This is a genomic window from Haloarcula ordinaria, assembly GCF_029338275.1.
GTDB classification, from domain to species: Archaea; Halobacteriota; Halobacteria; order Halobacteriales; family Haloarculaceae; genus Haloarcula; species Haloarcula ordinaria.
The window spans coordinates 1,013,897-1,033,218 of the sequence record NZ_CP119789.1 but is presented as its reverse complement, the minus strand read 5'-3'; the positions used below and the strand labels follow the sequence as shown (position 1 = coordinate 1,033,218).

Annotated in this window: 18 protein-coding genes; 8 read left to right on the top strand and 10 right to left on the bottom strand. The window is 59.9% G+C overall.

The window, feature by feature from the left end:
• Positions 1-70: 70 nt before the first annotated feature.
• The 4 genes from P1L41_RS05465 to P1L41_RS05450 form a co-directional block, all read right to left on the bottom strand.
• Positions 71-733, bottom strand: a complete 663-nt coding sequence (locus tag P1L41_RS05465) for a recombinase family protein (protein WP_276297860.1) — start codon at positions 731-733, stop codon at positions 71-73.
• Positions 734-1,128: 395 nt separating this feature from the next.
• Positions 1,129-1,653: a hypothetical protein gene (locus P1L41_RS05460; protein ID WP_276297859.1), complete on the bottom strand. Its 525-nt coding sequence runs from the start codon at positions 1,651-1,653 to the stop codon at positions 1,129-1,131.
• A 24-nt stretch (positions 1,654-1,677) separates the two neighbouring features.
• The gene (locus tag P1L41_RS05455; RefSeq protein ID WP_276297858.1) at positions 1,678-2,697 is read right to left on the bottom strand and encodes a methyltransferase; all 1,020 of its coding nucleotides are present in this window, start codon (positions 2,695-2,697) and stop codon (positions 1,678-1,680) included.
• 137 nt (positions 2,698-2,834) lie between these two features.
• Positions 2,835-3,839 (bottom strand): ArsR/SmtB family transcription factor, encoded by a 1,005-nt coding sequence (locus P1L41_RS05450; protein WP_276297857.1) that lies wholly within the window; start codon positions 3,837-3,839, stop codon positions 2,835-2,837.
• 398 nt (positions 3,840-4,237) lie between these two features.
• Between P1L41_RS05450 and P1L41_RS05445 the strand changes: the two genes are divergently transcribed.
• The gene (locus tag P1L41_RS05445; protein WP_276297856.1) at positions 4,238-5,035 is read left to right on the top strand and encodes an alpha/beta fold hydrolase; all 798 of its coding nucleotides are present in this window, start codon (positions 4,238-4,240) and stop codon (positions 5,033-5,035) included.
• 138 nt (positions 5,036-5,173) lie between these two features.
• Here P1L41_RS05445 and P1L41_RS05440 read toward each other — a convergent pair whose 3' ends face one another.
• Entirely contained in the window at positions 5,174-5,713 is a 540-nt protein-coding gene (locus tag P1L41_RS05440; protein WP_276297855.1) for a cupin domain-containing protein, read from the bottom strand.
• A 135-nt stretch (positions 5,714-5,848) separates the two neighbouring features.
• Here P1L41_RS05440 and P1L41_RS05435 point away from each other — a divergent pair, with 135 nt between their 5' ends.
• Positions 5,849-6,535 (top strand): cupin domain-containing protein, encoded by a 687-nt coding sequence (locus P1L41_RS05435; RefSeq protein ID WP_276297854.1) that lies wholly within the window; start codon positions 5,849-5,851, stop codon positions 6,533-6,535.
• Between the two features lie 291 nt (positions 6,536-6,826).
• Here P1L41_RS05435 and P1L41_RS05430 read toward each other — a convergent pair whose 3' ends face one another.
• Positions 6,827-7,828, bottom strand: coding sequence for a tyrosine-type recombinase/integrase (locus P1L41_RS05430; RefSeq protein WP_276297853.1), 1,002 nt, complete (start codon positions 7,826-7,828; stop codon positions 6,827-6,829).
• 326 nt (positions 7,829-8,154) lie between these two features.
• On the opposite strand from P1L41_RS05430, the gene P1L41_RS05425 reads away from it, so the two are divergent.
• The 6 genes from P1L41_RS05425 (at position 8,155) to P1L41_RS05400 (ending at position 14,018) form a co-directional block, all read left to right on the top strand.
• A complete protein-coding gene (locus P1L41_RS05425; protein ID WP_276297852.1) occupies positions 8,155-8,373 on the top strand; it encodes a hypothetical protein in 219 nt (72 codons plus the stop codon).
• 213 nt (positions 8,374-8,586) lie between these two features.
• Complete coding sequence (locus P1L41_RS05420) at positions 8,587-8,787, top strand: hypothetical protein (RefSeq protein ID WP_276297851.1); 201 nt, start codon at positions 8,587-8,589, stop codon at positions 8,785-8,787.
• Between the two features lie 272 nt (positions 8,788-9,059).
• On the top strand, positions 9,060-9,875 hold the full coding sequence (locus tag P1L41_RS05415; protein WP_276297850.1) for a DUF7839 domain-containing protein: 816 nt from the start codon (positions 9,060-9,062) through the stop codon (positions 9,873-9,875).
• A 172-nt stretch (positions 9,876-10,047) separates the two neighbouring features.
• The gene (locus tag P1L41_RS05410) at positions 10,048-11,502 is read left to right on the top strand and encodes an amidase (protein WP_276297849.1); all 1,455 of its coding nucleotides are present in this window, start codon (positions 10,048-10,050) and stop codon (positions 11,500-11,502) included.
• Positions 11,503-11,636: 134 nt separating this feature from the next.
• A complete protein-coding gene (locus P1L41_RS05405; RefSeq protein WP_276297848.1) occupies positions 11,637-12,482 on the top strand; it encodes a cysteine hydrolase family protein in 846 nt (281 codons plus the stop codon).
• Positions 12,483-12,638: 156 nt separating this feature from the next.
• Positions 12,639-14,018: a dihydroorotase gene (locus tag P1L41_RS05400; RefSeq protein ID WP_276297847.1), complete on the top strand. Its 1,380-nt coding sequence runs from the start codon at positions 12,639-12,641 to the stop codon at positions 14,016-14,018.
• Between the two features lie 154 nt (positions 14,019-14,172).
• Here the strand turns inward: P1L41_RS05400 and P1L41_RS05395 are convergent, their stop codons facing one another.
• The 4 genes from P1L41_RS05395 to P1L41_RS05380 all read right to left on the bottom strand — a co-directional run bounded on the left by P1L41_RS05395 (position 14,173) and on the right by P1L41_RS05380 (position 19,322).
• A complete protein-coding gene (locus P1L41_RS05395; RefSeq protein WP_276297846.1) occupies positions 14,173-15,486 on the bottom strand; it encodes an urea ABC transporter substrate-binding protein in 1,314 nt (437 codons plus the stop codon).
• 257 nt (positions 15,487-15,743) lie between these two features.
• A complete protein-coding gene (atzF, locus tag P1L41_RS05390; RefSeq protein ID WP_276297845.1) occupies positions 15,744-17,120 on the bottom strand; it encodes an allophanate hydrolase in 1,377 nt (458 codons plus the stop codon).
• On the bottom strand, positions 17,120-18,619 hold the full coding sequence (locus P1L41_RS05385) for an amidase (RefSeq protein WP_276297844.1): 1,500 nt from the start codon (positions 18,617-18,619) through the stop codon (positions 17,120-17,122). The genes atzF and P1L41_RS05385 overlap by 1 nt, the downstream gene beginning before the upstream one ends.
• Positions 18,620-18,626: 7 nt before the next feature.
• On the bottom strand, positions 18,627-19,322 hold the full coding sequence (locus P1L41_RS05380; RefSeq protein ID WP_276297843.1) for an ABC transporter ATP-binding protein: 696 nt from the start codon (positions 19,320-19,322) through the stop codon (positions 18,627-18,629).

Sequence of the window (19,322 nt, the reverse complement as noted above, 5' to 3'; positions counted from 1 at the left end):
ACTACCAGATACGGAAGCTAACCAGGCGGAGATCGACTTTCCCCTCTTGTCCGGTGTTTATTTCGCTACCTCAGAGATCATAGAGTTCACTCCGTTCGTCTAATGCACGACGAATCGTTTTTCGACCACAGTCGAGTTCTTTGGATGCCTGTCGCTGACTCATTTCTTCACGAGCCACTTGCTCCAGCGTTTCACAGACTCGATGATAGTTGCCAGCCTGAACGAGCTCCCCATTGTCTTTCTCGAACCCAAGTGGAGCTGGCCCGTGCCGATAGTCCTCACTTTCTTGTCGAGCCGCGATTCCCTGACGGATATTCTGACGCTTGATTTTTGCATCCAGTTCGGCGAACACACCGAGCATCTGAAACAGCGCACGCTGGTACGGATCCTCGTCTTCCTGATCAGGTCGTAATACCATTCGCTCCGACACTATGTGTACCGCGACGCCGGCGTCCCGCAGTTGCTTGACTGTGCGTTCAAGATCGGAAATGCTTCGAGCAATGCGGGAGACTTCATGCACTACGACTGCATCCAGTCGTCCCGCCTCTGCATCGCTCAGGAGAGCTTGGTACCCGGAACGTTCGATATCGGTCCCGGTTGATTTGTCCCGATACACTTCCAAGGTAGACGGATCGCACCCGAGTTCGTCGACTGCGTAGTTATGTGTCGCTTCCAATTGTCGATCCAAGTTCTGGTCGGCAGTCGAGACCCGAACATACGCGGCGACGGTCATACACTCGCCCATGCTCCATAGTCATTTAAAAAACGGTGTTTCTGCCCATATGGGCGGATAGTACAGTATATACCCATACCAAACTTCTGAACCAGATTAGAAATCCTCACAGAGTCATTGTATATACCGGTCGGGAAAACCTGGCTGATGAATGCCGTTTCCGCAGAAGTCCCTCTACTGCTGTGCGGTTACCACACCAAAGGACTACTAGTAGCGCTCGGAATCCGGTGAGTGATGGATTCGCCGGGATCTCAAAGAATCAGATTAATACCCGTGTTGTCCTGCGATTATCCTAGCAACAGGCCACGGTGATACCGCTGACTTCACTAGTGGCCTTAAACATACAAGAATTGATAGAATAGTATATCGAATATAAAAATGTACTTAACAGGCTGTTATTCGGGACATTCCACTCGTGGATTGAAGTCAGCAAAGAGGCCGTTTGGATTGTCTTTCCACGCCCACACGTGGAGTGCCCAATTAGCAAAGGGTTCGTGGAACGGATGCATTTCGTGTCCGAGAACCACTGGTGGTTCTCCGCCATCTGCTTTGGATGTAGCTGTGGATAAGAATTCCACCGCAACTAGATGTCGTTTATTTCCTCGCTCTTCGTAGAGCAAGACCTCGGGCTCGGTGTGATCCAGAGTTTCGTCCAATCGACCAAGGTGGACGTAGTGGAAACCCATTGCTCCGACATCAGGATCGCCCGAAGAGACACAGTGGTCCTCAGGAAGAACGAATCCGTCAGTCAGGGCGTTCTCCAGATCGTGATACTTTGCTGTCGCTTCGCGCAGTTCGTTCAACTGCTGTGGATCAACGTCGTCTCTATGAGCCGACGTTACTCCAGTTCCTACGACAATCACTCCGCCAACGCCAACTAATTTCAACGCCTTTCGTCGGGATATCTCGTTCAAGTTCATTGGTTTCTCTGTTTTTGGATGGTGTCACGTTGCTATCTCTTCGACGATGGCCATCGGAATCTCGTCGGTCTGATGTGTTTCGGCGTGCTCGAACCCGGCTTTCTCGAAGAGTTCGGCATATTCGGCCTCGGTGCGTTCCTTGCCGGTCCCCGACACCATCATGTGGATGTCGAACAGTTTCGAGAGGTGGGACTGATCAGGTCCGGGAACGACGAGTTCGCAGACGAACAAACGGGCGTCGTCCGGCGCTGCCTCCCGTACCGTCGAGAGGATTTCGACGCACTCCGCATCGCTCCAGTCGTGAAGGATGTGTTTCATCAGGTAAGCGTCGGCCGTCGGGACTTCCTCGAAGAAATCTCCGGCGACGAAATCGACGCGGTTCGAGAGTCCCATCGACTCGTGGTAATGCTGGTCCTCATCTTTGACGACGCTTGGCAGTTCGAGTACCGTACCCTCGACACGAGGTGCGTCCTGAAGTAAGGTACACAGCAGGTGACCATGACCTCCACCGACGTCGCAGATGTGGCCAAATTCGGATACATCGACGGTACGGAGCAGGAGCTTGACCCAATCTGATTCCAATTGCGAGAGACTGCTCATCGATTCGTTGAATCGGGCCGCATAGTCGGGGTTTTCCTCAAGATGGTCGAAAACGGAGTGTCCGAACTCGCGCTGGAATCCATCAGGTTCCCCCTCGCGGACGATAGCCGGAAGGTGTGACCAGGTCGCGTAATGTGTCGGTCCCTCTTCAAGAAGGGCAATCCCTTGTAGACTGTCCGGGTGGTCCTCCTGGAGTAGTTCACCCGCGGGGGTTATCGAGAAGCGGCGATCTGAGGACTCCTGGAGCAGGTCCAGCGAGGCAAGCGCTCGGAAGAGCCGGTACCCCTGTTCGCGGTTGATGTCCAACTGATCGGCGATCTCGACGGCGTGTTTGGGGTAATCCCCGATGATGTCGAAGACGCCGAGTTCGACCCCGGCGTACAACGTCTGGCTACGCCATCGGCCGAAGATGAGATCGATCACATGGGCTTTCGCGTCTGTCATGGGTGTGAGTGCCACCCACAAAGGAGCAGGATTTGGAGGGTGAAAAGTATAATCTGGACGACATTCCAGTAATCGGGATTACTGGACGGTAAACCAGTATGCAGGTTGATGTTTTTTATCGAGCGTCGGCGTGGCCCTCAGTTGTTCGACTCGGTCACGTCAATTACGTTTAGATTTTCGTTCAAGGTCAAATATAGCTCCTCACCGCCACACGGTACCGTGACGCGAATCCGAACGGGATCCTCCGATACAAGCGTTTGCTCGCGTGCAAGGCGATCCCACGCCCGAGCACACGTCTCGGCGTCATCAAGATCAAACGTCATCTGGAACCCGTGGTCGTAGTAGAATGCGACGATTGCTGGATGGTCGAAGGCAGCTACCCACGCCGGATAGGAGCCACCATACTTACAGACAGAGCAGACGTACCTGACCCGGGCCTCGTTCCAGGTGCCACACGTCGAGCAAACTTCTCCCGGCGGTGACTCGTGAGAGTCACAGATGTGCAGTGACTCTTCGACTGGCCCCGAGCACTCGGGACACACGCCTCTGATGAGCAACGTCACCGCTCTGTGGTATTCGATCGTGCTCGCCACGAATACGTCCGCAGGAGCCCGATGCGTCAGACCGGCGGGGTTGAAATTGTCGTACACCATGAGTGTCCCCGTCGGGGCGCGTTCGCTGGAATCGGGCCCAACGTTGGCCTCGCATTCCGTACAGATCTGATAGAGTCTGTCGTCTTTGTAGCTGAGCTCCACAGAAGCGCCGCAGTGGTAACACGACCGGGGGATTTCGGTCGGCGTGAGTCGAGCGTCTTCGAGTCCCGTGCCGGCGATGATTGCCCGAACGATGGTGAGTCCTGAGTTCCGGAGTTGATAGCCGTCGCTGGTCTTTTCGACAAAGGTATCGACCAGTTTGTCGAGGTGGTAAGTAAAGGTGCCACTGTCGCCCATATTGACACGGTCGTACAACGTTGAGAACGGGACGGAGTTATCCTCGGCGTGCGGGTCGTAGTGCTCCCAAAGAGCCAGTAAAATGGCCAGACGCGTCTCATCGCTCAGTAATTTGAACGCCTCGACTGCGTGAGGGCCAGCGGTGCCAGCGGCCGCTTCGAGTGGTGACTCGGATACAGTCGAATCGGTCATGTGGGTAGTTACCACACAGTGAGACAAAAGGGATGGGGCGAGTACCGGTAGTTCACCTCGTGTGCAGGACGTATCGGATAGTGTGCTCAGAATTCAGGAGTTCGGCCGATATTCAAACCCCCGAATTCGGCCGCCTCACGCCTGAAATGACAAGTCGTTCGACAGTCGAACTGGAGCCTGCAGCGCCACTGCTGCATCTATTAGTAGTTTCTGAACGTGGAACGCCTTTTCCGCAGAAGTGCCTCTGAGCGCATGCAGTCACGCTACCTGAGAACTGCTAGTAGTTCACCACCAGTGGTCCAGTCAATGTCTACAGTATCTGTCAGAAACGGCGTGCGAGATATTGAGACGAAGTTCAGCACGAATGATTATCGGTATTCAGGGCGAAGTATGGTGTTATGCCAGTTATCGAATGCAATGGAGCTACCCTCTATTATGAAGAGTACGGAGAGGGACAACCGCTCGTGTTTCTCCATGGGGCGTGGATGGGGCTCAGGTTTTTCGAGCCACAACTGACGGATCTTTCGGACGGGTATCAAACGATAGCTCTCGATTTCAGAGGCCACGGTCGGTCGGAGAAGACCGAGCACGGCCATACTGTCCGCCAGTATGCCCGTGATGTAAATGAATTCCTCGCCCGCCGGAATCTGGACGACGTTGTACTGGTCGGGTGGTCTATGGGTGCGGGTGTCACATGGGAGTATGTAGATCAGTTCGGAACAGATCGGATACAAGCACTGGTAAATGTAGACGCCGAGCCATCCCCGTTCCAGCAGGAGGACTACGAATTCGGACGGATGGGGCTGGAAGACCTCAGCGATGTCTTCGTCGGAATCCAGACTGATCATCTGAATCTCGTCGAACAGGAGAACGAATTACTGCTCAAAGATTCACCTCCGCGGGAACTTGAAACCATGATGTTCGACGAGGCATCACGTACACCACCCCCGATCAAGAGCGCAATTTACGCCGATATCTTGCGCAAACCACCAAACGTCTTCCCTGACATCGACGTTCCGATGTTAGTGTGCGCCGGAGCAGACGAGAAGTGGCGGAGCGTCGAATCGGTCAAAGCAGTCGCAGAACTCGTCCCGGACAGCAGATTTGAACTATTCGAAGAAAGCGGTCATTGTATTACCATCGAGGAACCCGAACGATTCAATGAGATTCTGAGCGATTTCGCCGACTCACTTTGATGGATATACACCCTGTCTCTCGCACAGTCGCATCTGTTCTTCCCATGTCCTGTCAGTAACAGTATGACCGACTCAGAGGCTGAGTTCAGCACACCCTGGCGACGACATCTACTTCGCCCTTCGATACGTCTCGCGCAGTTACTCCGGAAGCCGGAAGCCGAGCAGGTGGCCAAGCCGCGCCAGCAGTTTGAACGACCAATGTGGGGGACTGACCACGCGCTGTTCATCTTCGTACTCCACGACCAGCATGGCCAGCAAGATCGCTGCCTTGAGCCCATCCGGCGGCATCGCCACCCCACGTTCGGTTTTCAACCGGTGGAACCCCCGAAAGAACTCCTCGAACTCCATCGCGGGTTGATGGATATTGATCACCTCGGCGGGCCCCGTGTTCTTGAACGCGTGTTCCGTGTCGGGCGGAATGACGACTGTCTCGCCAGCCTCAACCGTCGACCAGTCCCCATCGACCTGTACCTCCAGTTCGCCAGCGATGATCTCGTAACTTTCCTCTGCGGTCGGGTGGAGATGGGGCGGTAACTCGCCTTGTTCTTCCAGTTCCATACGCGTCTTGAACCGTTCCCCACCGGTTTCGTCGGCCGTTTCGAGAATTTCCCACCTGCCTGGAAATCCCTCGTGATCGAGTACCCGACGTGACCCTGTATGATCGACGTGATTTGACATACGTTATCATACGACAATTACCATCAAATTGGTTTGGGTGGCCAAAACGGACTCACCGCCAGAATTCGGGCAGAATGGGTGTGCCATGCCCGTTCACTCCCGAATATTAATAATCCGTACGTGCTAGTGTCTAGCATGGGCACCACGTCTGTGGGGAGAACGCTCGACGAGAACGGTGACCCCATTCCGGGAAGTGGTTTCGAGGTCGATCTCGACGGGGAACTTGCAGAGAACCTCCGGGAGAGAACCGGACCCCTCGTTTCTAATCCCGTGTCTCAAGAGTGGGTCGCCGATCTTGACCCACCCGAGAACACGGGTGGCGAGTATCACAGTGCGCTCTACCTGAGTGCTGGCGAGGGGCCGCCGGAACACTATCACGTCGGGTACGAGGAGACCTTCGAGGTCCTTTCGGGAGAACTGACGGTCGTCGTCGAAGGCACTCCCCGCCGTGTTTCAGCGGGGGAATCGCACACTGTTCCGGCCGGGACGGTTCACAAACCGCGCTACGATGGCGATACATTCACCGCGGCAATCGGCACGGTACGGCCGCCAGGAAAGACGCTCCAGTTGATCAAGACGCTATTTGGTCTCGCCCACGAGGGTAAATTAGACGATTCGGGACAGCCGGGTTTTCTCCAGGGCATGGTATTGACCGAGGAATTAGCGGACGATACGGTGTTCGTGTCGCCTCCTCCCACCGTGACCCGTCCACTGGCAACTGTCCTCGCGCCAGTTGGCCGCCGGCTCGGCTATCAAACGACGTATTCGAAATACGAGGACCCGGGATTTTGGGAACAGCACGTGGAACAACCCTCCTTCTGACGGCTCCGATTCAGAGATCGGATCAGCCACGACCAGTCCAATATCAACTTGGCAGAGATAATATTCCCGGCTATCGATTGCTGACAAAGCGCCCTGTATTCAGCAGACTTGCAGAATCACATAATACATCTATAACTTCGAACGGCCAGCCTGTTCCTGGCTGCCGATTCTCGAAACACTAGCGACTACTAGTAGTTTCTGAACGTGGAACGCCAATATCTTCAAACTACTAGTAATTTGATACTGATGATCCCCCAATCAGATATGGCGGTAAGAGTCGATTAGGAGGTGTTATATATTATCGAGATATCGCCGCCGCTGTTCAACTTTCACCTCCTCTGACCTCTGGTCGTAGTGCTTATCAATTACCTTACGGCTCACATCCATTCGATCACTCACTATTTCAACTGGAACATCTCGGGTCAGAAAGTGCGTGATACTGCCACGTCGGATCGCGTGGGGATTGACCGCTTCTGGACATTTCTTTGTCGACCCATCGTTGCAGTCCGGGCACGATTTGTCGAGGTAACATGGTGCTGTGAGGGTGTAGACGATTCGGCGCATCGATGGCCTACTGATTCGTCCTCGGTGCGTCGACAGCAACGGACTTCGATCATGGTCATCAGTTATCTCGATTCGGGTGTCCTCGATATAATTCTCTAAAAGCTCAAGAAGCTCCCGAGAGACAGCGACAAGCCGTTCGCCACCCTGCCCATTCTTGAGATTTGTTTCCGTCTCAGGCCGATGGACTAAGTCGAGACACTCATCCTCACTCTCGACATCACGGACGTCTAATGACCGTGCAGCACCAATTCGCATACCCGTTTCCCACAGCAACGCGAACAACACGTGTTCCTTCGAGGCATAGTGGTACCGCGAAAGGTGGCTAAGAATCTCTTCAGCGCGGTCAGGCTCTAACATTGTATCTTGCTGCCCTTCTTCCCGGCTCAACTGCGGGATAAGGAGTTTGTCGTAGAGATTGGGAGTGACAGCTTCGATTGAGCCGCAGTATTTCAGGAAGACTCGAAGCGTACACATCTGTGTCTCCAGAGAAACCTTGTTTAGATCTCCATCCTCCTCACGCCAGAGACGGAACTCGTGAAGATCCCGGCCACTTACCTCGTTCAGATTGTCGATGCCATTCTCCTTGCACCACCTCACAAAGTGGTTCGTCCGGTACTTGTGACTCTGGATCGTGACCTCTCGGCACTCACTCGCCTTGTGGTCGAGGTACAGTTCTTGCGCGCGCTCCGGTTTGATCGGTTCGAGATCGCTTGGATCGTTGGTTGTCATAGGGTGGATTTCCCGAATCCCGGACGGCGGGAAATCACCAGACTGCGTGGGGGTGGCAGAAGCGTTCAGTGGCGGAATGATTTCCGGCAGGGCCCACTTGCCCTGTGAACGATAGTGAGCAGTGACAAGTACCCCGAAGGATTCGAACCCCGGCAGGCGAGCGAAGCGAGTCTGCAGTCGGTTCATAGTCCGGCAGGGCCCATCCACTCCCCGGTCGAGTTGTGACTGACGGGTCGTTCGCCTTCTGGACCACCCGTGTGACCACGAGCGACGACACCCACCATGGTCGACGCCACCTTTTTCGTCCGTCCATCCGTCTCCAGACTATGAGCGACGAACTCCCGGCGGAGCTCGACCCGGAAGACCTGCCCGACGACCCGGACGTACTGAAGCAACTGGTCTGTGACCTCTACGCGACGGTGATGGCCTCGGACGAGCTCATCGAGGCCATGGAGGGTGGCCCCGCGACGGACGACACGAATCTCGGGTGGCTCTCAGAGTACCTCGAGGCCGGCGGCCCGGCCGGACACGAGCCCCGGGAGTAGCGTGCGGGGTTGAATCCCCAGCAGACGAACGGTGCCTGGTTCGAGTAAGAGAGAACGACGGTGCGGACGGCGAAGCCGTGAGCACGGTGCGTCTACAGCCGGTTCGAAATCCAGCAGTGCCATCCAGCGCTCGACGATTACCGCTCGCGGCGGGTCTCCCGAACGGGACTCCGCTCCCGGGCAGCGGCGAGGGTGTCGGCCTCGACCGGTTCGGTGACCGTCGCCGACTTCATCGGGGGCGGTGGCCCCGGCGTTTGGGTCATCGGCGGCATCAACCTCTTCCAGATGGAGAAGGTCCTCGCCAGCGCGATTCCCGGCGCACTCCTGGCGATTACGATGGACACGATGTTCGCCCTGATAGAACGGCGACTCGGCGGCGAGGCAGGGATCAATCAGCAGGCGACGACCGCGTGAGGCCCGAACCGGCGAGCGAACGGTAACGGGCCGGCTGGCGCGGAGCCGAGACGCGACAGGTTTGGAGGGAGTGCGTGACGCGTGTTCTCGGGCAGTCCAGACGCTCCAAGCGGACCGTGTGCCAGCACGGGACCAACTCAAGTGGGCTGTAGAACAACGAGTGTTGTTCCAAGACAATCCAGATTGCCTTCTCGGCGGCAGATACCGCGTACGGGTAAACTCTGGTCGCAGTAGGAACAAACTATTTTAGCCTCAGAGACGGAGTGTGGACAATGACCACGTCGCCCACCGACCAGGACGACTACGGCGTCCTCCGGAGCAAGCGGGACGCCACCAGATACCAGATTCTGGTCGAGATTGCCGAACGACAACCAGCGGTGAGTCAGCGGGAGATCGCCGACGAGATCGGCATCACGTCACAGGCCGTGAGCAACTACCTGCAGGACCTGGTCGAGCTGGAGCACGTCGACAAGCAGGGCCGCGGTCGCTACGAGGTGACCAAGGAGGGCGTCGACTGGCTCATCTCACAGACCGACCGCCTCCGGAGCTTCGTCGAGCACGTCTCGGAAGACGTCGTCGGGCAGGTCGACGTCGAGACGGTGCTCGCGACGACGGACATCAGCGAGGGCGAGACCGTGTCGCTGACCATGCAAGACGGGACCCTCCGTGCGATGGCCGGCGCGACGGGGAGTGCAACTGCAGTTGCAGTCACGGACGGGGTCGCCGGCACCGACGTCGGCGTCACGAACGTCGAGGGCGTCGTCGACTACGAACTCGGAGACGTGACGGTCGTCTCCATCCCGAAGGTGCAGGACGGCGGCAGCAGCGCGGTCGACCCCGAGCGGGTCGCCGCGCTGGCCGAGTCCCACGACCTCGTCGCGGTCGCCGGCGTCGAAGCCCTCGCTGCGGCCACCGGCGCGGCTGTCGAGGTAGACATCCGGTTCGGGAGCGCCACGGCAGTCCAGGAAGCAGCGACGAAGGGGCTCGACGTGCTCCTGCTGGCCGCAGCGGACCACGTGTCGAGTCACACGGACACGCTCGGCGACCAGAACATCAACTACGAGGTCATCGATGCGGCAGAGGAGTGACCGGCGTGTCTCCCGTGTGTGCGCCCGGTAGGTGAGGGGGATTGCCGGTGTCGTGAGCCCCCCGCTGGTCGCGCAGACGGAATCCGCAGTGACTGAACACCGAACAGAGGCGGTGGGAGGAAAGAGTTGCGCGTGACCCAACGTTAACTACGACGGATATCCTCGGTAACGTGTGACAGACCCACTCTGTTTCCGTTCAGTCCCGGAGCTCGCACTGGAGATGCGGCGTGACACCGTCTCCGCTGTGGACGTCGTCGAAGCCCATCTCGAACGTATCGAGGACAGGGACGAGCGGACGAACGCCTTCGTGGAGGTGTTCGAGAGGGATGCGTTGGCGGCCGCCCGGGAGGCTGACCGGGCACGCCGTGAGGGTGAGGAGCTCGGGCCGCTCCATGGCCTACCGGTAGCGGTGAAGGACAACTACGCAGTCGGCGGCAAACGGTTTACCAACGGGTGTGTCCCGCTCTCTGAAAACGTCGCCGAAGAGGACGACCTGACAGTTCGCCAGCTACGGGAGGCCGGTGCCGTCGTCATCGGGAAGACGAACACCCCGGAGTTCGCGACGAAGGGGGTCACAGACAACGACCTGTTCGGAGCGACCGGGACACCGTTCGACCGGACGCGGATGGCCGGTGGGTCCTCTGGCGGGAGCGCCGCGGCCGCCGGTGACGGGATGGCCCCTATCGGACTCGGGACCGACGGCGGTGGCTCCCTCCGTATCCCGGCGAGTGCGTGTGGCGTCTTCGGCATGAAGCCGTCCTTCGGGCGTGTCCCGATTCCACTCCGCCCCGACGGCTTCGCGCATCACACGCCGATGCGCGGACGGGGCGCGTTAACGCGGACCGTCGAGGGCGCCGCGATGGTTCTCGACGTGCTGTCGGGATACCACCCGTCTGACCCGTTCACCGTCGAGACCGGCGAGAGCGACTTCGTGGCGGCGACCCGTCGCCCCATCTCGGATATGACTATCGCCTACTCGGTGGACCTCGGTGGGACCTTCCCAGTCGACGAGCGTGTCCGCCGACGGTTCCACGAGGCGGTCGACGCGTTCAAGTCCGGACCGGCGGAGTTCGTAGAAGTTGACCCGGAGCTACCCCGTTCGCGGACGGAAATGTACCGCTGCTGGAAGACCGGATTCTCGGTCGTACTTGCAGAGGCACTGGAGCACATGAAACAGGACGGCACGGACCTCCTGGGCGAGCACCGCGAAGCGCTGGACGCCCAGAACGTCGCCGACGCCGAGGCGGCGATGGAACTCGGTGCCGTCGAGTACCGACGGACAGACGTGGTCCGGACGGAGGTTTTCGAAGCGTTCCAGTCGCTGTTCGCGGAGTACGACCTGCTACTGCTCCCGACAATCGCTGTCCCCCCGTTCGAGCACGGGAAGTGGGGGCCCGAAGAAGTCGAGGGCGAGTCCGTCGACCCGGTGCTCGAGTGGGCCCTGACCTGGTTGTTTAACTTGACGGGGCACCCGGCGGCTTCGGTCCCGGCTGGGGTCACCCGAGGCGGGCTCCCGGTCGGGATGCAAATCGTCGGGCCGCGGTTCGCCGACCAGCGAGTCCTGGCGGCCAGCGGAGCGTTCGAGCGAATCAAGCCGTGGCACGACACGTACGACGAACTGCGTTGACGGCGCGACAGGCTGGCGGGGCCGGCCCCTAGCCAGGAGACCATTTGTTTACGTAGGTAGAGGAATATGCGTAATTTCTGTCTATGAGACCAGGATTAATACGCTTGAGTCGGTAAATGTACACAGCACCACTCATGAGCAAGAGTAGTTACATTTCGGAGCACGGGCGGGAAGCGTATCTGGAGCGGGTGCAGGAGGCGTACGAGGAGTTCCAGGAGACCGACGTCTTCCGGTATCCCGAGTGGCTCTACGGGCCACCGAAGGGGGACCTGTTCGAGGTCGAAGTGGAAGATTGCCCCGACTTCGGCGACACCGCCTTCGTCGAGCTCGACTCGGGTCGGACCGCGTTCCTCTCGGTCGACATGCAGACCGACTTCTGTGGACCCGACGGCTACGTGGATGCGATGGGGTACGACCTGTCGCTGACACGTCGGGCCGTCGAGCCCATCGCAGACGTGCTCGAGACGGTCAGAAAAACCGACGTCGACGTCGTCCACACACGGGAAGGACACCAACCTGACCTCGCGGATGCGCCGTTCAACAAGCTGGTCCGAAGCAAGGCCGCGGGTGACGGTGTCGGAATCGGCGAAACGCCACCCGATGGCATGGGGCCGCTGCTCACCCGTGGGAACGAGAATTGGGACATCATCGACGAGCTGGCGCCAGTGTCGGGCGAGCCAGTCGTGGACAAACCAACGAAGGGTGCGTTCGGAAACACGAACATCGAGATGATTCTAAACCGGCAGGGCACCTCGTACCTTGTCATCGCGGGGATTACGACGGACGTCTGCGTCCATACGATTATGCGAGAGGCCAACGACCGCGGCTACTGGTGCATCCTACTGAAAGATGCGACCGGCGCGACCGACGTCGGAAACCGTGAGGCCGCCATCAAGCAGATCAAGATGCAAGGTGGCGTCTTCGGATGGGTATCCGACTCCGAGCGGTTCATCGAGGCGGTCGAGTCGAAGGGAGACTAGTACACCGACATCGATCGACGGGAGTGGGCGCTTCGCGATGATTGTTAAATTCAATTTCTATCTCGAGTTTAACCATTCTTTGTTCAGTTCTGAATCTGTAATACCATTATTTGCGTAATCAAAAGCCATTTTATATTAATATCGCGTTCTCATCGTGTGGCAGTAGATACGATAATCGCCGGTGGGACGCTGGTCCAACCGGACGGTACGTACGACGCAAGCATCGCGATGGACGAAGGGACGATTGTGGCTGTGGGGAAGCAGTCCGAGCTCCCCGACGCCGAGCACACAGTCGATGCGGCGGGGAAACTCGTCATGCCGGGCGCAGTTGACGTCCATGTTCATCTGGACGACATGTTCAGCAATGATACATACGACACCGCCTCACGAGCTGCGGCGCTGGGTGGGACGACGACGTTCGTCGACTTCGCCTGGCAAGCGTGGGTGAGCGAGTCGAGCATCTTCGAAGAGGAGAGTACGCTCCTCGAGGGCATCGAGCGAAAGCAGGAGAAGGCCGAAGGGTCCCTGATAGACTACAGTCTCCACGGGGCCATCACACGGGAAGACCCGACCGTGTTCGACGAACTGCCGGCGATAATCGAGGAGGGGGTGACGTCGATAAAGATGTTCACCGCCTACGAGCACGGCCTCCCGAACGGGTTCATCAACGAGGTGCTCCAGGAGGCGGCCGGTCACGACCTCGTGGCCGTCCTGCACACGGAGGACTCGTCGGTGTGTGAAGTCATCACCGAGGTGTTCAAACAGGAAGGGAACGGCGAACCGGAGTACTATCCCATGTCCCGTCCGGACTACGCCGAGGCGATGGCGGCGGACGACGCGCTCACGATGGCGATGGAGGCCGGCTGTCGCTACTACGGCATCCACACGACCTGTCGGAAAGCCGCGGAAGTCATCGAGGACCACCGCGACGACTACCACGACCGGGTCCGTGCCGAGACCTGTACTCAGTACACGGTCGCCGACGATTCGCTGTTCTCCGAGGTCGGATTGCTCCCCATGGCCGCGCCGCCGCTGCGGAAACCCGACGACAACGAGGCGATGTTCGAGCATCTGGACCAGGGAACGCTCGACGTCGTCTCCACGGACCACTGTGGCTACACCCGCGACCAGAAGCAGGTCGACCCGTGGTGGGAGGGGACCTTCGGGATGAACTCGCTCCAGCGGAGTCTCCCGGTATTCTTCGACGAGGCCGTCGAAGAGCGCGGGTTCAGCCCGTCGTTCGTGGTCGCGAAACTCGCGTCGAACCCCGCCCGGATATTCGGGATGCCAGAGAAGGGGACCCTCGAACCGGGGACCGACGCCGACATCGTCGTGTTCGACCCCGACGACACGTCGCCGATTACGCCGGAGGACAACGAATCCATGGCAGACTTCTCCGTGTACGAGGGCCGAGAGGTCGGACACGTCGAGAAGACGTACGTCCGCGGCGAACTACTCGCTGACGACGGGGACGTCGTCGGTGAGTCAGGACACGGAGAGTTCATCCAACGGGAAATCCCGGACTGGGAACAGTAGTCCGCTCGCCGGGCCGGTTTCCCGACTTGTCCGGAGAAACCGATAGCCGATGGACGAGTGTGGGATCCACTGCGGATTTCGACCGAAAGTGAAAAATCGACTTGGCGTATTTCCGTGTCGATGGGCGCGATGTCAGGCGTCTGAATCGCCGTGTCTAGAGATCAGCCGGAGTGTACTGGGTCGTCTCGACTTCCTCGGTCAGGTCACAGCCGACGTCCTGCAGGAACGAGGGCTCGATGAGATCGCCTTCTTGGCCGTTCAGGACCTCGATGTTGTGGTTCTCGTCGGCGCGAGCGATTCGCATGTGGTGTGACATGTGATGGGTCGGGCCATTCAGGGTGATGTCGCCCTCAGGCGCCTCCACCTCCATTCCTTCCTCAAGCGTCGCGATGACCTCGTCCTGATTGGTCGTCCCAGCTTCCTCGACGGCGTTCTTGTACAAGTGCATCGAGAAGTAGTTGTTGTGCGCACTCTGGTTGAGGTACCGGGCGTCCGGATGCATCTCGTAGTACCGGTCGACGAAATCGTTGTTACGCTCGGTGTCGAACTCCTGCATGTAGTTTGCACCGACGTGGACGTTCTGCAGGGCCGGCGGGTCAAGTCGAATGTGCTCGAACGGGAGCGCCATGACCGTCGAGGTGCCCATGGGGACGTCGAGCCCGGCGGCGGCCCGCTCCTCGTAGAAGGAGGCGTGGTTCGCGCCGACGAGAATCGACATCACGAAGTCGGGGTCGGCCTCCTGGATGTTGTTTATCGAGGAGCTGAACTGACTCTGCGAGAGCGGGACGAACTCCTCCCCGATCACGGTCGCACCCATGTCCTCAGCCAGGATTTCGACCCAATCGGCGCTCAGCTGACCGAAGTTGTAGTCTGCCGCGATTGTGTAGATGTCCGACCCGAACTCATTGGTCATATGCTCCATGACCGGTCTAAGCTGCTGCCGTGCGGTCGCTCCCATCGGGAAGGTGTACTTGTCGCAGACACCACCCTCGTACTGGGTCGTGTAGAAGTACAGCTGTTCGTTCCGGTCCATTATCGGACGGACGGCCTCGCGGACTGAACTTCGGATGCCACACCAGATGGCGTCGGCCTCGTCCTCGTTTATCAACCGGCGGACGTGCTGCTGGAAGGTGTTGATGTCGGATTCGGGGTCGGGTGTGAGCAGCTCGACTTCGCGGCCCATGATTCCTCCCTCGTCGTTTATCTCCGAAACCGCGAGTTCGCTGGCGAGGACTTTCGGAGTGCCGGTCAGCGCTGCGTTGCCGGACTGTGCGTCGACGACACCGACCGTAATTGGGTCTTCGTCACTTCCACTGGACCCAGTCGATCCGCCGTCGCCGCCATCGCCACCACCGGCGCTACCGCCCGAACAGCCTGCGAGTGACGTCGCCGCGGCGAGGGCTGCACCGCTGGTGCGGAGGTAGTTGCGCCGAGAGAGGCCGCTCCCGGAGCGCTGGTCGTCAGACATCCGCGACCACCGCACCCGCCGAACTTAATTTTATATTCATGAACTTTTTCTGCTTGTTGCTCTCTGTATTTCCACTCATCTGCTCATCTTACGGTAACTACAAACACGTAATAAGACTTTTGGTGGTCATTTGTATATTGTTAAAATACAGTCTGTGGCCTATAACACATTATATGTCGGCTACCGGAGCGGAATCAGTCGCAGTCGCGAGAGCACGGGAGACAGACCAGTCTGAGAGACTGAGGGCTCGAGTGTTCTCAGGCATCGGTCCTCGTGGGAACCGCTCGTTCGGTGTCGGGGACGATGCGTTCGGCAAACGAGAGCAGCGGGGCGTCGCCGTCGGCAGTACCGACCAGTGTCACGCCCAGATGAGCACCGTCAGGTCGGGTCCCTGCCGGCACGGAAACCGCCGACAGGTCGAGGAGGTTGACGTAGTCTGTGTAGTGCCCGAGGTTCCCGTTCGTCTCACGGGGCGCGTCTCGCACGGCCTCGACGGTGTACGTGGTACCGGTCGTCGGCGTCAGGAGGAAGTCGATATCAGCGAATACCTCTCGAACCCGGCCGCGATGTTCCTGCAGCCGATACATGGCCTCGAAGGTGTCGACGGCGGAGTAGTCCGCGCCCTCCGAGATGATGTCACGAGTGATATCGAGCACAGCGTCGGGGTCGTCCTCGAGGAGGTCGCCGACGACCGAGAAGCGCTCGGCGACCCAGGGCCCACCGTACAGTAGTTTCGCGGTCTCCCGGAACGGTTCTTCGGGGACAGTGACGACCGCCGCGCCAGCGTCTTCGGTCCGCTCGACGGCAGTGTCGAACAGCGCCGCAGCGGCATCGTCCCCGAAGTGCTCGGTGTGTTCGAAGACCCCGACACGCGGCGTGTCCGGTGCAGGACCAGTCAGGGAGCACTCGTCGGCGACGGGGCGCGAGTACGGGTCTGCGGTGTCGTGGCCGACGAGCAAGTCGCCGACCTGCCTGGCATCGTCGACAGTTGTCGCGAAGACCGCCACACAGTCGAGCGTCCGGCACGCGGGGACGACGCCCTCGGTGCTTATGAGTCCGCGCGTCGGCTTGTAGCCGACGACCCCGTTCAGCGCAGCCGGGACGCGCCCTGACCCAGCCGTGTCGGTCCCAAGAGCGAACGACACGTGTCCCCGGGCGACCGCGACGCCTGAGCCGGAGCTGGACCCGCCCGAGATGAGCGACCGGTCGTGTGCGTTCCGGCAGGCGCCGTACGGACTCCGTGTGCCGACCAGTCCAGTAGCGAACTGGTCCATATTCGTCTTGCCGAGCAGAATCGCCCCGGCCTCGAGCAGGCGTTCGACGACCGTCGCGCTAGCCTCGGGAACGTACTCGTAGTCCGGACAGGCAGCGGTCGTCGGCCGACCAGCCACGTCGACGTTGTCTTTGAGCGCGAACGGGACGCCGTACAGCGGGTAGGCGGACGGATCCACCGAGGCGAGTTCGTCGGCACGCTCGCGAGCCCGTCTGTCGTACCGGTCGATCCAGACGTTTCGCGGTTCGTCGCTGTCAGCGCGGGACAGCGCCGTCTCGACGACTGCACGCGGCGTGAGGTCGCGCTCTCGATAGGCGCGCTGGAGTGTCCCGACGTCGAATGCCGCAGGCACGTCGGTCATCAGTCGTCGGACAGGACAGTTGCCGGCGGCTCGCGGGTGTCCGCGACCTGGTCGTAGGCACTGGCAAGCGCAACCAAAGCGTGGTCGTCATAGGGGACGCCCATCAGCTCGAGGCCGACCGGAACGCCGTCGTCGGTGAGCCCCCCGGGAACCGAGACAGCCGGACAACCGGACTGAGAGGCGATGACCGTGTTCGTCGGGAACCCCATCGTCGAGTAGGTCCCGTCCCTGAGTTGCTGTTCGGTCGGGGGCAACACCGGCGCGTCGGGGAACACGATGGCGTCGAGGTCGTGTTCGGCGTGGACCTGCAGGATGTCTCGCTGCAGTCGCCCCTGTGCGCCGACGCCCTCCCAGTACTCGGGGACCGCAGACGGGTCTGCCGGCCCGTCGAGCATCGCCGTGAACAGGTCAGAGACGAGTTCGTGACAACCACCGGCAGCCGCGATATCCGCGACGGAGTCCGCCGGAACGTTCGCCCGCCCGTCGAGGAACTCGTTGATATCGTGTTTGCTCTGCAGGACGTAGAGTGACGTGTCGTCCAGCTGCTGGTCGAGGTCCGGGATGCTGACCGGGTCGACGAGCGTAGCCCCCGCGTCCTCGAGCGTCGAGAGCGCATCCTCGAAGACGGCGGTTACCGGGGCTGACTCGGGGTTGCTCTCGTCGCCGAGTGCCTGCCGGAGCACGCCGATACGCGCACCGTCGAGCGCGTCCGGGTCGAGCGCCTCGGTGAACGACTGGTCCGCCACGCCGGCGTTTGCGCCCGTCCAGCCGTCAGTGTCGTCGTAGCCGGTGATAGTATCGAGCAAGCGAGCGAGGTCCGCTGCCGTCCGGGTCATCGGTCCGGGGGTGTCTTGGCGGGTCACGAGCGGAGAAAAGCCGGTCCGACTCACGAGGCCGGTCGTGACACGCATGCCAAAGAGGTTGCAGTAGCCGGCGGGCAGCCGGACCGACCCCCCGGTGTCCTCGCCGATACCGACCACGCCGAGGTTGGCCGCGACCCCGGCACCGGTCCCGGCGCTGGAACCGCCGGGGTCCCGGTCGAGCACGTAGGGGTTCTTCGTGCGACCGATGGCCGACGAGTAGCCGAACCAGGACGCAGCCCAGTCACAGAGGTTCGTCTTCGCCAGCACGATAGCGCCAGCTTCCTTGAGCTCTTTCACCACCGTCGCGTCTGTCTCGGGCACGTAGTCGTCGAACACCGCAGACCCGAACGTCGTCCGTAGGCCGGCCGTCTCGGCCTGGTCCTTGACGAGTACGGGGATGCCGTGGAGCGGACCGACGAGCCCGCGGTCCGCGAGTGCCTCGTCGAGCTCTGCCGCGCGAGCCCGCGCATCTTCGTTGACGGTGACGACACTGTTGAGCGTCGGTCCGTCGCGGTCGTAGGCGTCGATGCGGTCGAGGTACCAGTCGACGAGTTCGCGACTCGTAACTTCGCCGTCCTGCATGGCCTCGTGGATCTCTGCAACGGTCGTCTCTAACGGGTCGAATGATGGAGTCATGAATATCTTAGACCGCCAGGAACTGGGCGAGCGTGTCGTCGGTCAAGTCACCGGAACCGAGTTCGTCGACGATGGTCCCCCGTTCGATCGCGTAGCATCGTTCGGACATCGACTGAATGACACCCAGGTTCTGTTCGACGAACAGGACGGTCATTCCGAGCTCGTCACTGATTTCGGGAATGTCACGCTGTATCTGCTGAACAATCGACGGCTGGATTCCCTCGCTGGGCTCGTCGAGCAGCAAGAGGTCCGGGTTACCGACCAGTGCGCGCCCGATAGCGAGCATCTGCTGTTCGCCGCCACTCATCGAACCGGCCGCCTGGTCTGCGCGCTCTTCGAGGATCGGGAAGTACTCGTAGACGATATCGTAGAGCAGTTCGTCGACGTCCTCGTTGACTGTCTCGCCGACGAGGAGGTTCTGTCTGACGGTCAGATCTGGGAAGACGTCCCGGCTCTGCGGGATGTAGCCGATGCCGGCTTTGGCGCGTTCGTCTGTCGGCCAGTCCGTGATGTCGGTTCCGTCGTACTCGACGGAGCCGGTATCGGGGTCGAGCAGCCCGACAATAGCTTTCATCAGCGTCGTCTTCCCGACGCCGTTTTTTCCGATGACGCCGACGACCTCGCCCTCTTCGACGTGTAGGTCGACATCCCGGAGAATCGGGGTGGAACCGTACCCGACGGTGAGGTTGGTACACGTAAGCAT

Bases quoted from the DNA above. Each gene is read 5' to 3' on its own strand.
- P1L41_RS05465 (WP_276297860.1), bottom strand. From the start codon at position 733: ATGACCGTCGCCGCGTATGTTCGGGTCTCGACTGCCGACCAGAACTTG.
- P1L41_RS05460 (WP_276297859.1), bottom strand. From the start codon at position 1,653: ATGAACTTGAACGAGATATCCCGACGAAAGGCGTTGAAATTAGTTGGC.
- P1L41_RS05455 (WP_276297858.1), bottom strand. From the start codon at position 2,697: ATGACAGACGCGAAAGCCCATGTGATCGATCTCATCTTCGGCCGATGG.
- P1L41_RS05450 (WP_276297857.1), bottom strand. From the start codon at position 3,839: ATGACCGATTCGACTGTATCCGAGTCACCACTCGAAGCGGCCGCTGGC.
- P1L41_RS05445 (WP_276297856.1), top strand. From the start codon at position 4,238: ATGCCAGTTATCGAATGCAATGGAGCTACCCTCTATTATGAAGAGTAC.
- P1L41_RS05440 (WP_276297855.1), bottom strand. From the start codon at position 5,713: ATGTCAAATCACGTCGATCATACAGGGTCACGTCGGGTACTCGATCAC.
- P1L41_RS05435 (WP_276297854.1), top strand. From the start codon at position 5,849: ATGGGCACCACGTCTGTGGGGAGAACGCTCGACGAGAACGGTGACCCC.
- P1L41_RS05430 (WP_276297853.1), bottom strand. From the start codon at position 7,828: ATGACAACCAACGATCCAAGCGATCTCGAACCGATCAAACCGGAGCGC.
- P1L41_RS05425 (WP_276297852.1), top strand. From the start codon at position 8,155: ATGAGCGACGAACTCCCGGCGGAGCTCGACCCGGAAGACCTGCCCGAC.
- P1L41_RS05415 (WP_276297850.1), top strand. From the start codon at position 9,060: ATGACCACGTCGCCCACCGACCAGGACGACTACGGCGTCCTCCGGAGC.
- P1L41_RS05405 (WP_276297848.1), top strand. From the start codon at position 11,637: ATGAGCAAGAGTAGTTACATTTCGGAGCACGGGCGGGAAGCGTATCTG.
- P1L41_RS05395 (WP_276297846.1), bottom strand. From the start codon at position 15,486: ATGTCTGACGACCAGCGCTCCGGGAGCGGCCTCTCTCGGCGCAACTAC.
- atzF (WP_276297845.1), bottom strand. From the start codon at position 17,120: ATGACCGACGTGCCTGCGGCATTCGACGTCGGGACACTCCAGCGCGCC.
- P1L41_RS05385 (WP_276297844.1), bottom strand. From the start codon at position 18,619: ATGACTCCATCATTCGACCCGTTAGAGACGACCGTTGCAGAGATCCAC.
- P1L41_RS05380 (WP_276297843.1), bottom strand. From the start codon at position 19,322: ATGCTTACGTGTACCAACCTCACCGTCGGGTACGGTTCCACCCCGATT.